The following is an 11,880-nucleotide window of genomic DNA, read 5'->3' as shown; positions in this document are numbered from 1 at the left end:
TGCATTAACGACCGAACTTACGCTGGAATGGGCAAGTCTCGCCCCTTCAGGCTCGTCCATCGCAATTGCCCGCCGCTTTGGAATATTACGCCCGTTCTCACAGTATTTACATCAGCATGGGTTTACCCATTTGGTTTTACCTACGCATTACCTTGGCCCAACTCACCGACGATTACCTCCTTATATTTACAGTGCAGCTGAGATAAAGCGGTTAATGACCGCTGCAAGCAATTTGATACCGATAGATGGATTGCGACCTCACATTATTCGAGCTCTAATTGGTCTGTTGATTTCTACCGGTATCCGACCCGGCGAAGCAGTGCGACTCCAGTGTAATGAGGTTGATTTGCATGAAAACGTCTTGACCATATCTAACAGTAAAGGATGGTATCAACGCATTGTGCCGATTTCTACAAGCACCGCGAGTGAACTAGGTAAGTATCGTTTACGACGCATTCAAGCAAACCCTGTAAACAGCACCGGTGCCTTCTTTGAATTCGATAACCAGCAGGCGCTAAATATCCGCTCCGCTGACCACGCCTTTAAAGTACTACGAGAAGCAACCGGCACTACAAATACACTCAATGGGCGTTTGCCACGATTATATGATTTACGACATACCTTTGTTTGCCAACGCGTACTGGCTTGGTACAAAAATGATGAGGACATAAATACCAAAGTGACCCAACTATCGCGTTATCTCGGGCATAAAAAGTCAGTGATACTTACTGGTACATTACGGCAATCCCCGAACTTATGTCGATAGCAGCAGATAAGTTCGCTAAATATAGCAACAAGGGGGACGTATTATGAAAACACACGCTACTGCAACAAGTACCGATTTAGCCAGCTCTTTAAAACGTTACTTTTATTCCTTTCTTATCAACCAACGCCGCCTAAGCAAGCATACAGTCAGCGCTTATCGAGACACCTTTAAGTTGTTTTTACCTTACATTGCCAGGCAGCAGAAGAAGTGCTTATCGACACTTTGCTTTAATGATATCAATGCAGATATCGTCATATTGTTTTTGCAACACTTAGAGGATGAGCGCAAAAATAAAGTGCAAACGCGTAATGCACGTTTAACCGCAATACGCTCATTTTTACGCTTTGCTATTAGCGATAAACCCGATTTATTGGCTGATATGCAGCCTATCATGGCAATCCCTGAGAAACGACAAGATCGTTTTGCCTTTGATTACCTAACAAAGGATGAAATTGAAGTTTTACTCAACGTGCCTGACCGCACTTGTTGGTATGGGCGTAGAGACTATATTTTACTCTTGATCCTATACAACACCGGAGCAAGAGTATCGGAACTGGTTAAGCTTCAAGTACAAGGTGTGGATTTAGCGCGACAACAGGCCATTCACTTTTTAGGTAAAGGCCGTAAAGAGCGCATTGTGCCTATTTGGATTGCGCAGTTAACAAAGCAAGTCATGCATGTCCTTCGCTGAAAAGTAGGCACATATCACCACACTCGATTCGGCACACCACCGCTATGCACTTATTACAATCTGGCGTTGATTTGACGGTGATAGCATTATGGCTTGGACACGCAAAGCTCGAAACAACTCACCAATATATGCAAGCCGACATTGAAATGAAACGAGAGGCACTTGCAAAACTGCCGGCAGTTGGTGCGAATGCCAACTCAACCATCAATGTCAAAAGCGAAGATATACTAGCCTTCTTAGAAAGTCTTTGAATATGTGGACTGAGAACGCTGTAAAGCAATTGTAAATCAGTGCTTTATGGCGTTAACTACACATAACGGGGAACTGCACATAATTTCGGTTATGTTGATATCAACATAACCGAAAAAATTGGTTATTTAGTCAGACAGCTAATGGGGCTCATGCCAGTGCCACGCTTTACAGCATTGTGGAAACCGCAAAGGTTAATGGCTTAGTGCCATTTGATTACATCATGGCTTGTCTTAATGAACTGTGCCAACCAGCACCTGATATCGACAGCCTGTTACCCTGGAATTTTAAAAGGTAGGTGTAGTTGCCCGGACGCTTACAAAAAAACATTAAAGATCTAGCAATAAAAATTAGATCGCATAAAATAACTGTACAAGTATACAGTGGTTATAAATATGCGCATTATCCCTATTCATGCAAGTGCTGGTATTACTGGTTTCGAATCTCCAGCTTCAGAATATTTACAGTTAGCATTAAGTCTAGATGAGTTACTTATAGAGCATCCTAGTGCCACATTCATTGGTGTGGCTACTGGTGACTCGATGCAAGGAGTGGGAATTTTCTATGGTGATTTATTGATAGTGGACAGGCATGAAACGGTTCGTGATGGTGATGTTATAGTGGCTAATTTCAATGGTGAGTTTGTATGCAAAATCCTTGATAAACCTCGCAGACAGCTACTGTCATCCAATGAAAATCATCAGCCTCAACCCATCAATGATTATGATTCTTTCAGTATTGAAGGCGTGGTTATCCGCTCAATACGGTGCCATCGGCAAAGCCCGTTACTGGCTGGTAAGTAAGGAGGGGGAAACATGTTTGCCTTGGTGGATGCGAACTCATTTTATTGCAGTGCAGAGCAAGTCTTTAGGCCTGATTGGCGTGGTAAACCCATTATTGTATTAAGTAACAATGATGGTTGTATTGTGGCTGCAAATCGGCAAGCGAAAGAACTTGGCATACCTAAGTTTTCTCCTTACTTCAAAGTGAAAGACATGTGTCAGCGCTTAGGAGTGATTGCTTGCTCAAGCAACTATGAGCTCTATGCTGATTTATCCTTAAAAATGATGAACATCATTGGCCGTTTTGCACCAGAGCAACATATTTATTCCATTGATGAAAGCTTTCTGTCTTTTAAACAATGCTATCCAGCAATTAAATGCTTGCGAAGTCAAGGTCAACTCATTAGACGCGCAGTCTGGAAAGAAACTCGATTACCCGTGTGTGTGGGGATGGGGCCAACTTTAACGTTGGCAAAAGCAGCTAATCACGCAGCCAAAAAATTGCCTGGCTATCAAGGTGTATGTGTCATTGACAATGAAGATGAGCGATTGGCTATTTTACGAGCCATGAATGTCAATGATGTATGGGGCATTGGTCGTCGTATTGGTCAAAAATTAGCATTGATGGATATAAAAAACGCATTAGAGCTTGCCAGTATTCCTCCAGGCTTAGCCCGCAAACAATTTAGTATTGAAATAGAGCGAACTGTACGTGAATTAAATGGACTGGCTTGTAAACAATGGGATGAGGCAAGAGCAGATAAACTGCAAATATTCTCTACTCGTAGCGTTGGTGAGCGAATTATTGATTACGATTCTTTGTTGCAAGCATTGAGTAAACATATTGGTATTGCTGCTGCAAAAGCCAGACGACAAGGATCACACTGTAAAACCATGATGATGTTTGCGAGTAATTCACCCTATGATGAGCATCCTGCAAACTTTAAAGTGTTGGTGTCTTTTCCTTGCCCAACAAATTGTACAAAAGAGTTAACCCAGGCAATGAGCATGGCGGCACCAAGAATTTTTAGGCCAGGAGTGAGATATTACCGAATGGGGATAGGGCTGCTTGATTTAAGCGCTCAAAAACACACTCAACTCGACATGTTTAATTCATCTAAAGCCAATCCAGAATTGATGCAAACTCTAGACGGCATTAACCAGCGTTATGGTGCGGATACTTTATTTTTAGCCGCTCAAGGGATAGAACAAAAATGGTCGATGCGACGTGATTTACTCACGCCACAGTACACGACAAATTGGAAAAGTTTACCTGCGATAAAGTGCTAGATAACCACAGAACAATACATCAAATTAAATATGTAAGACCTGGTTGAATTTACCATAAGCTTGTGACATGTTATCAAATAGGTGCTGAATGTTTAGTCCTATCGTTAGAAGCTTAATGGGCCCATCCATGTCAATGAGGTAAATGATGATGTCAGAATTGTTGAGTTACGATCTCGCCCTGATTTCAATAGGCATTGTCATCATTGGTGGTTTTGCTCTAGGCCTTTATCATATCGTCACGTTTAATTCTTTTAAGGCCAAACAAGCCGAAAATAAAATAGAAAACTCCATAAAATAAGCTTTAAGTCATCATATAAGCGTTCGCTGTGTAGTCTACTAGCTAATAGTGGCTTGATGTAAAGCTCACAAATTTATCAATGTCACAGCGGAATGCTCGTTATTTTCAATCCACTCATTAAGTTCCTTGATTTAGCTAGCGGTATTGAGTCTATACATCACGTTGCCATTTACTTTAGTAAAGTAATAATGTGACGGTAGAGCATCAAATTGAATTTTGGCATAGTTAGATTCGGCAGAGCTTCGATCCGCTTGTTTTAATACATGTTCAATTGGGTAGCGAGTCTTGTGTCCGTATGGTTTCCCGGCTAAAAGCTCGGTTAACATCGAAAATAGACGGCTGTTACGACTCCCTAATTCACCTAGCGGTTTAGCTAATAAGGCAAATGTATAGCTCTCATGGGGGCCTGAACAATATTTTTCATTGTTCATGTTGAGTGCAGGGTAGATTTTACCAATATCATGAAATAACGCCGCAACTAGGCCTGTTTGGCACTCTATGTCTGAATGACCTAGATGTTTAGCATTTTGATAAGTCATTTCAGCTACCTCAATACTATGCTCAAATAGGCCACCAAGATAGCAATGATGATGCTTAAAACTGGCTTCAGAGCGCATGAATAGCTTAAGTACTTCTTCATTATTTAGGATAAAAACGACGAAAGGCTGTAGCTCCTTAACCGACACAAAACTGAGCAGTTTCAAAAATCGACCAACCAGCCCTTCATTCTTATTGTGAGAAAAATTCACCATCTTGCAAAATTGCTCTTCAGTGCATTGAATGTGCACAGGCTTGATAGCACAAACTACAGTATTACCTCGATAGTCGTGTCCTATTACCATTTGTGCCAGACCATGAGTAAACTGACAGTTCCTGGCGGTTTCTGCTGTCATAATTGCGTTAACCACGTTATTGGATGAAATAAATTCACAGTTTGCAGTAGGCAGATGTGCACCAAATTGAATATTTTTAACCCAGACAAATATTGGTTTATTCATCAACATTCTCCAACATGGTATTAAAATTAACTTGTTCAATAAGACGATCAAACGCACTTCCATCTTGTCTTGTGGCGTTGGGTACATAGCGGCTATAGACTTCAAATAACATTTTGGTCGTGCTATGCCCCATTTGTTTTGCAATCCATTCAGGGTTTTCTCCTGCGGCTAACCATAAGGTCGCGCATGTATGCCTAGTTTGGTATGGGCGCCGTTTTTTTAAGCGCATTTCATTCAATGCAGGATACCAAACACGTTTTGTTACGTTGCGATGATCAAGAGGGTTGCCATTGGCATTACAAAATACATAATCCTTATTGCCAGTGACTTTCCGCTGTCTTTTAAGTGCATCCACAACGGGTTGAGACAATTGAATACTGCGATAAGACGCCGATGTTTTAGGTGTTTCAACATTTCCGTCAACCAGCGTTTCCTGGATCAAAATTTCGTTTCGGTCCAAATTAACAAATTGCCATTTAAGTCCATCGATTTCAGCCGTTCTCATTGCGGTAAAAAATCTCACAATGTAATAGTCTTTAAAGTCATCACGAACTCTAGACAAGAAAAACTGCACTTCAGCCAGTGAAAATGGTTCAATAGCTGTTTTATCAATTTTTAACGGTTTGATATTGATAAACGGAGTAGGGAAGTCAAAGCGCATAGCTGCTTCATTTAAAATGCCACGCAAAGGTGTCATCACATGATTGATCCAATCATTACTGAGCTTATTCGAATGCTTTCGCTTAGGTTGAATAATACTCGCGCGGTATTTGATAATTTGTGGCCGTGTTATTTGGTCTAGGTTAAATGAACCAAACTCAGGGATTAAATATTTTTCAAAAATCATAGTCACATTTTTATTATGGCTAATCTTCCAATGAACTCGGTTTTCAGTAAGCCATTCGCTAGCGAATTGACTAAAAGTGGGAATATTAAACAGTAAATGCTCTGTCGGTTCTGGTTCACTTTCCTTGACTAACTTGATTTGGTCATCATATTTTTTAAAATCCTCACAACGTTTACTATCAGGAAAGATGTCTGAGTAAACAAAGCGATCCAATCGGATTTGAGCTTCTATATTACGTAACACACCCTCTAACCGACTACGGTTAAGCTTGGTATCATTTAAAGACGTCTGTTCACGACATCGAATACCCTGATAGTAAAAATCAAAAAAAAGTTTTTGGTTACGGGATCTGATACTAGCCATGACAAATACCTCCCTTAGCCATAGGAATAATGACCTTTTGAGTTTGGTATCTGGTATGTTGATACAGTTCTTTTTCTATCTGTTCCCACACATAAAAAATTTTTCGTGATCCAAACGGCCTAATGTAATGAACTCCTTCAAAAAAAACCTTGTCCTTCAATTTACTGTTGATGTAATCTGGATTGAACTTTATGAGTGGTGAAAGCTCTTTAGCAGTAAGCAGTATTTTTGGCTGTAAACTCATTTTTGTATCCTCACAAGAAACTTTAAACCAATTTAACCACATTTGAGGTTTCTTGCAAGGATACTTTTTATAACGTTTAGATATAAAAACATGATTAAATATAACCTAAAAGAATTAATAGCTAAAAAATCATCAATAGAAAAACGAAAAATCACACTTGATGAAGTTGCTACAGCTGCAGGTGTGAACAAGGCTGCTATCTCTAAAATGTCTTCTAATACCAATTATTCAACAACAACACGCACACTTGATGCTTTGTGTATTTACTTTGACTGTAAAGTTGAAGACATCATTGAGCATGTAAAGCCTTAATTTCTGAGCCTTGTTTTAAAATTGCGTTTCAAATACTGAGAATAATTTTTTCTAAAATACATTAAGAAATTTGTTTGATTACCTTTTGTTCATTGAGTAATGAATTGACATGAGTTTTTACTGAAATTGTTGGGTATGTAAGTTATCATATTGACCATATTACGCATCTTGTCGAGCAATTTTTAATCGACTAAACATAGGTTTACAATCAGATATGGAACCATCTGAAACACTGATTCAAATAGGCTTTAAATTCGGTAAGAACGGTGTCCACTCAGCACGCAGTATGATGATTGAAGAGTTGTCATCGTTGCTGTTTTCATGCCCAGAAAACGCGACTCGTGCAGATTACGAAAAAGATATCGTTGAGTTTAATATTCTGCATAAGCCAACTGAAAAATCACGAAAGCTCACTTATCGTCACTTGGTTGATCTCTATGGCATCTCGTTAGATATTCCACTGTTTAAGGTTTTGCGAAAGTGGTGGGAACTATCTGACGATTCACGCGGCATATTAGCGTTGCAGCTCGCTGTTGCTAGAGACCCTATATTAAGAGGCTCAGCTGAACTGATCTTAAATCTTGAGCCAGGTGAACATATTTCCCGTGAAACAGTAGAAGCCCATTTGGCCAAAGATGATCCCGATCGCTTTAGCCCAGCCTCACTAAAATCTTTTGCTCAGAACATTAACGGCACTTGGACTCAAGCAGGTTATTTGACCGGTAAAGCAAAAAAATACCGCGCTATGCCAAAAGTTACCTATATCCATGTTGCCTATGCATTATTTCTCGCGCATTGTAATGGTCTATCTGGCCAGAGAATGTTTGATAGCTTTTGGTGCAAATTGTTAAACCAAGATAAAGCCAGGCTTTTTGAATTAGCGCATAGTGCCTCACTTCGAGGACTGATTAACTTCAAGCAAGCCAGTGAAGTAGTCGAAGTGACGTTTCCAAATATTGAAATACCTAAGGTGTAGGTAATGTCAGATAGATTATCAAAACTGTTAAATAGCTATGAAAGTCATATTAGCCTTCCATGGCCATCAACTGTGTCAGCGGATGAACGAACCATTTTTTTGGTTTATCACAAAGAAGATGAGCTAAAACTAAGAGCCCGAATAGGCGAGTTTGAACAGGCCACAACCCAGTATAGCCACCCTTGGACGCTATTGGACTTAACCAACAGCTTTGAAACATGGATGTCTGACCAAGATTACAAAGAAACCTATTTTGAAGACCCTGAATACCTTACAGGGCTTTATGGTGACTTTGCTGATGAACTTGTTGAAAGTCTTAAAAAACAGTTTGTCGATGACCAAGATGAAAATGAAGTCATCGCAATGTTAGGTTGCAGTACATTATTTGGTTTTGCTTCAGTATCAGGGCTTGTTGAAGCTGTGGCTGAACATGTAAAGGGACGCTTGGTGATATTTTTTCCAGGCGAAGTACATAACAATAATTTTCAATTACTAGATGCAAAGGACGGTTGGGGATATCACGCCACCGCAATTTCAGCTAATTCATAGGGATCAAGGATGTTAAACCGTGAAATTTTTATAAACGACCCAATCAATAGTCGTTTAGCTAACAATGGTGTTGCACAAGTCAAGGACGATCACTCAAAAGCCGCGCTTGAAACACTCGAATACGAATTAAGAACCTTTGTGTGCGATGGGGCTTACGCTAAAGGTATGGACAGCATTTTAAGTCACTACTTAAGTGCGGTTAAAACCAATAGTGAACAACCAGGTGTGTGGATCAGTGGATTCTTTGGTTCTGGTAAGTCTCACTTAGCAAAAATGCTACGTACTTTATGGACTAACCAAACGCTAAATGATGGAAGCAATGCACGCAGTGTAGTGGAGTTACCTCCTCACATTGCCGCACATTTTGATGAGCTCTCATCACTAGCCATTAATCACGGTGGTTTACATGCTGCATCAGGCACACTCGGTGCAGGTGTTCGTGACCAAGTGCGTATGGCATTTCTTGGCATTATCTTTAAATCTGTCGGTTTGCCAGAGCAGTATCATCTCGCACGTTTTGTTATGTGGTTAAAAGTAGAAGGCGTATTAGTTCAAGTACAACAATATGTAAAAACTCACGCAAAAGTGAAAGACGGTGTCGATAGCTGGGACAAAGAGCTTAAAAATCTTCATGTATCTCCAATACTACATACCGCCATATTAGACGCGATCCCAGGTTTTGCATCAGACGCCAAAGAAGTGCGTGAGATGCTTCGTTCTCAATACATTATTGTAAAAGATGTCACCAACGATGAAATGGTATCAGCTTTAGTCGATGCAATATCTGTTGATGGTGAACTACCGTTAACCCTTGTCGTACTTGATGAAGTACAGCAGTACATCAGTGATGATGCCCAGCGGGCGTTTGATGTTCAAGAAGTGGTAGAAACCTGTAGTGGTGCAAGCGCATTAAAATCTAAATTACTGTTTATCGCCACAGGCCAAAGTGCCTTATCTGGTATGTCTAACTTGCAACGTTTATTAGGCCGTTTTCAGGTGCCGGTGCAACTTGAAGACACCGACGTGGATTCAGTGATCCGTAAAGTTATTTTGCAAAAGAAAAGCTCAGCAGAAGCACAAGTTCAAGTGGTTATTGATAATAACCTAGGTGAAATATCACGCCATTTGCGTGGTAGTACCATAGAACACAATAAAGATGATGAAAAATGGATGGTAAAAGACTATCCACTATTACCTGTCCGTCGTCGCTTTTGGGAGCGAATTCTTCCCGCACTAGATAAAACCGGTACCGGCTCTCAACTACGTAATCAATTACGTGTGGTGCATGAGGCTGTTAAAAATACAGCTGAAAAAGAGTTAGGCTATGTGGTCCCAGCCGATTTTATATACGACCAAATTGCGACTAATCTGCTACAAACCGGTGTGATATCAAAAGACATTTACGAAACCATTAGCCGTAAAAAAGCGGGTGATGAAGATGAACAATTACAAGGTCGCTTATTAGCACTTATTTTACTCATTAGTAAGCTACCGAGTGATGTCGAATATGGCATTCATTCAACGGTAGACAGCCTAGCGGATTTATTATTAGAAGATTTGCAGCAAGATAAACACAAACTGCGCCCAATTGTACCCAAAATGTTGCAAGTGCTTGAGGATGAGCATTTGATCATGTCGATGGAAACCACTGTAGGGCAAGAGTACCGCCTACAAACGGTTGAAAGCCAAGCCTGGTACGATGAATTCCGCCGTCAGGAATCTGATTTAATCGGTAACCCACAAATGCTGGAGTCATACCGTTCTAAAGAACTGCAAACTTATGTACGTCAACAAATTGCTCAAGCACGCATTACCCAAGGCAGTGTTGCAGAGTCTCGCATGATCACGGCGATTTTTGAGGGTGAACTACCTAAAGATGCAAATACAAAAATCTGTGCTTGGGCACCAGAGGTAACAGAGAAGCAGTTTAATGATTTATCACGGGGTAGCGATCCTGATGAGGCAACTATCTTTATTCATGTGCCACCCTCACACCGTAGTGATTTACAAAAAGCAATAGTTACCCTAAAAGCGGCAGAGAACACCTTAGACATTCGTGGTGGCGCCGTTACCGACGCAGGCAAAGAGGCTAAAGAAGCCATGGAGACCCGCTTACGGGATGCCGAGCGAACTAAAAGATCATATTTAAAAGATATCTTCTCACAAATTCAAGTTCGCTTAGCCGGTGGTCAAGAAGTTGAAGGTGAAACGTTAAAAGATCAAATTCAAAATGCCGGTGAAATAGCCTGTCAGCGCTTGTATCATAAATTTAAAATGGCTGATGATAAAGGCTGGGCTAAAGTGTTTGAGCGTGCAAGTAAGCATGCTGATGCCAATGCACTCGAAGCTATTGGCCATAATGATGATGCTGACAAACACCCAGTGTGTGCCGAAGTAAAACGTTTTATTGGTTCAATGAAGCCAGGTAAAGATATTGTCGACAACTTCCGCCAAGCGCCCTACGGTTGGAGTAAAGACACCATTGATGGTGCACTACTTGCTATGGTAGCAGCCAATGTCTTACGTGCCGCCGACAGTCAAGAAAGAGCGGTAGACGCAAAAAAATTAGACCGTTCCTCTATTTCGCAAACAAAATTCCGCCCTGAAAATGTCACTTTATCAAAAGTACAGTTAATCAAGGTGCGTGGCGTGATTAGTACTTTGCATGAGCAAACGTGCAATGCCGGTGAAGAAGCAACCAATCTACCGCAAGCTATTATTAATGCCCGAAACCTTGCTCGTCGTGCGGGTGGTGAAGCACCACTACCTATGGCGCCTAGTACTAAATTGCTCACTGATTTAGAGATGTATTCTGGTAACGACCAATTACAACAGGTGTTCGATAATAAAGATCAATTACTCAGCGACTTTGCAGATTGGCAGGCTTTAGCAGATAAAGTTAAAGCTCGCCAAGCGCGTTGGAGTGATTTTGAACTTGCACTTAAGTATGCAAAAGATCTAGACATTTTTACTGCTTTAGATAAAGAGCGCCAAGCGATTATCGCTAATCGCAGTTTATTAGACGATCCAAATCCAGTAGATACCTTACTCAAGCAAGCGGTTAATGGCTTACGCGACACGCTAACGAGTCGGTTGAACGAGTACCAGCAAGAGCATAAAGCTTGCATGCTCGAGCTAGAAGAAGATGAAAACTGGCAAAAGCTCGACGAAACCAAACGCAATGAATTCTTGAAAAAGCGCCATCTTGATAAGATGCCAGAAGTTAATGTCAGTGACGCAGCTGGCGTGTTCGATTCGCTTGATGAGATTAATTTTGATCAATGGCGCGATAAAACAGCAGCGTTAACGGGAATATTTAATCAAGTCCTTAAAGATGCCATCAGCGAGTTAACCCCAAAAGTCAGGTATTACAAACTCAATAAGCCGTTAATTGAAGACGAAACTCAGCTCCAAAACTGGCTGGACAAAGTCGAGCAAGAGCTACGAGCAGAGCTCGCCAAAGGACCAGTTGTGCCATCTTAATGGTGCATTTACTTACTATATCGTATTCAGCC

The 11,880-nt window shown here is 40.9% G+C and carries 13 protein-coding genes and 1 pseudogene; 11 read left to right on the top strand and 3 right to left on the bottom strand.

Going from position 1 to position 11,880, the window contains the following annotated elements; all coding sequences use genetic code 11:
- From ACWXWT_RS09215 to ACWXWT_RS09185, 7 genes and pseudogenes are all read left to right on the top strand, one after another.
- The coding region (locus ACWXWT_RS09215; protein WP_456041287.1) for a tyrosine-type recombinase/integrase at nucleotides 1–766 on the top strand (766 nt) is incomplete at its 5' end.
- Nucleotides 767–809: 43 nt separating this feature from the next.
- Nucleotides 810–1,457, top strand: a complete 648-nt coding sequence (locus tag ACWXWT_RS09210) for a tyrosine-type recombinase/integrase (protein WP_456041286.1) — start codon at nucleotides 810–812, stop codon at nucleotides 1,455–1,457.
- Entirely contained in the window at nucleotides 1,412–1,708 is a 297-nt protein-coding gene (locus ACWXWT_RS09205) for a tyrosine-type recombinase/integrase (protein WP_456041285.1), read from the top strand. The genes ACWXWT_RS09210 and ACWXWT_RS09205 overlap by 46 nt, the downstream gene beginning before the upstream one ends.
- Before the next feature lie 110 nt (nucleotides 1,709–1,818).
- A pseudogene (locus tag ACWXWT_RS09200) lies at nucleotides 1,819–2,004 on the top strand (transposase domain-containing protein); the annotation flags it as partial.
- 97 nt (nucleotides 2,005–2,101) lie between these two features.
- Nucleotides 2,102–2,509, top strand: a complete 408-nt coding sequence (locus ACWXWT_RS09195; RefSeq protein ID WP_182745212.1) for a LexA family protein — start codon at nucleotides 2,102–2,104, stop codon at nucleotides 2,507–2,509.
- Between the two features lie 12 nt (nucleotides 2,510–2,521).
- Nucleotides 2,522–3,778 (top strand): Y-family DNA polymerase, encoded by a 1,257-nt coding sequence (locus ACWXWT_RS09190; protein ID WP_456041284.1) that lies wholly within the window; start codon nucleotides 2,522–2,524, stop codon nucleotides 3,776–3,778.
- Between the two features lie 142 nt (nucleotides 3,779–3,920).
- Complete coding sequence (locus ACWXWT_RS09185; protein ID WP_456041283.1) at nucleotides 3,921–4,076, top strand: hypothetical protein; 156 nt, start codon at nucleotides 3,921–3,923, stop codon at nucleotides 4,074–4,076.
- A 131-nt stretch (nucleotides 4,077–4,207) separates the two neighbouring features.
- On the opposite strand, the gene ACWXWT_RS09180 is transcribed toward ACWXWT_RS09185, so the two are convergent.
- From ACWXWT_RS09180 to ACWXWT_RS09170, 3 genes are read right to left on the bottom strand one after another with little or no spacing between them, the layout of a single operon-like run.
- A complete protein-coding gene (locus ACWXWT_RS09180; RefSeq protein WP_456041282.1) occupies nucleotides 4,208–5,074 on the bottom strand; it encodes an HD domain-containing protein in 867 nt (288 codons plus the stop codon).
- Nucleotides 5,067–6,284: an Arm DNA-binding domain-containing protein gene (locus ACWXWT_RS09175; RefSeq protein ID WP_456041281.1), complete on the bottom strand. Its 1,218-nt coding sequence runs from the start codon at nucleotides 6,282–6,284 to the stop codon at nucleotides 5,067–5,069. The genes ACWXWT_RS09180 and ACWXWT_RS09175 overlap by 8 nt, the downstream gene beginning before the upstream one ends.
- Nucleotides 6,277–6,528 (bottom strand): hypothetical protein, encoded by a 252-nt coding sequence (locus tag ACWXWT_RS09170; protein ID WP_456041280.1) that lies wholly within the window; start codon nucleotides 6,526–6,528, stop codon nucleotides 6,277–6,279. Before ACWXWT_RS09170 ends, ACWXWT_RS09175 begins: the two co-directional genes overlap by 8 nt.
- A gap of 90 nt (nucleotides 6,529–6,618) precedes the next feature.
- On the opposite strand from ACWXWT_RS09170, the gene ACWXWT_RS09165 reads away from it, so the two are divergent.
- From ACWXWT_RS09165 to brxC, 4 genes are all read left to right on the top strand, one after another.
- Nucleotides 6,619–6,840 (top strand): helix-turn-helix domain-containing protein, encoded by a 222-nt coding sequence (locus tag ACWXWT_RS09165; RefSeq protein ID WP_223417387.1) that lies wholly within the window; start codon nucleotides 6,619–6,621, stop codon nucleotides 6,838–6,840.
- Between the two features lie 214 nt (nucleotides 6,841–7,054).
- Complete coding sequence (locus ACWXWT_RS09160; RefSeq protein ID WP_456041279.1) at nucleotides 7,055–7,816, top strand: hypothetical protein; 762 nt, start codon at nucleotides 7,055–7,057, stop codon at nucleotides 7,814–7,816.
- Between the two features lie 3 nt (nucleotides 7,817–7,819).
- Nucleotides 7,820–8,365, top strand: coding sequence for a DUF1788 domain-containing protein (locus ACWXWT_RS09155; RefSeq protein WP_456041278.1), 546 nt, complete (start codon nucleotides 7,820–7,822; stop codon nucleotides 8,363–8,365).
- Nucleotides 8,366–8,374: 9 nt separating this feature from the next.
- A complete protein-coding gene (brxC, locus tag ACWXWT_RS09150; RefSeq protein ID WP_456041277.1) occupies nucleotides 8,375–11,848 on the top strand; it encodes a BREX system P-loop protein BrxC in 3,474 nt (1,157 codons plus the stop codon).
- Nucleotides 11,849–11,880: the final 32 nt, after the last annotated feature.

The sequence above is a fragment of the Shewanella sp. A22 genome (assembly GCF_053850585.1).
The sequence above is the reverse complement of the archived record's forward strand: the minus strand, read 5'-3'. Positions and strand labels throughout refer to the sequence as shown.

Coding starts and splice junctions, on each gene's coding strand:
- brxC (WP_456041277.1), top strand. CDS start 8,375: ATGTTAAACCGTGAAATTTTTATAAACGACCCAATCAATAGTCGTTTA.
- ACWXWT_RS09195 (WP_182745212.1), top strand. CDS start 2,102: ATGCGCATTATCCCTATTCATGCAAGTGCTGGTATTACTGGTTTCGAA.
- ACWXWT_RS09175 (WP_456041281.1), bottom strand. CDS start 6,284: ATGGCTAGTATCAGATCCCGTAACCAAAAACTTTTTTTTGATTTTTAC.
- ACWXWT_RS09190 (WP_456041284.1), top strand. CDS start 2,522: ATGTTTGCCTTGGTGGATGCGAACTCATTTTATTGCAGTGCAGAGCAA.
- ACWXWT_RS09160 (WP_456041279.1), top strand. CDS start 7,055: ATGGAACCATCTGAAACACTGATTCAAATAGGCTTTAAATTCGGTAAG.
- ACWXWT_RS09170 (WP_456041280.1), bottom strand. CDS start 6,528: ATGAGTTTACAGCCAAAAATACTGCTTACTGCTAAAGAGCTTTCACCA.
- ACWXWT_RS09210 (WP_456041286.1), top strand. CDS start 810: ATGAAAACACACGCTACTGCAACAAGTACCGATTTAGCCAGCTCTTTA.
- ACWXWT_RS09185 (WP_456041283.1), top strand. CDS start 3,921: ATGATGATGTCAGAATTGTTGAGTTACGATCTCGCCCTGATTTCAATA.
- ACWXWT_RS09155 (WP_456041278.1), top strand. CDS start 7,820: ATGTCAGATAGATTATCAAAACTGTTAAATAGCTATGAAAGTCATATT.
- ACWXWT_RS09180 (WP_456041282.1), bottom strand. CDS start 5,074: ATGAATAAACCAATATTTGTCTGGGTTAAAAATATTCAATTTGGTGCA.
- ACWXWT_RS09165 (WP_223417387.1), top strand. CDS start 6,619: ATGATTAAATATAACCTAAAAGAATTAATAGCTAAAAAATCATCAATA.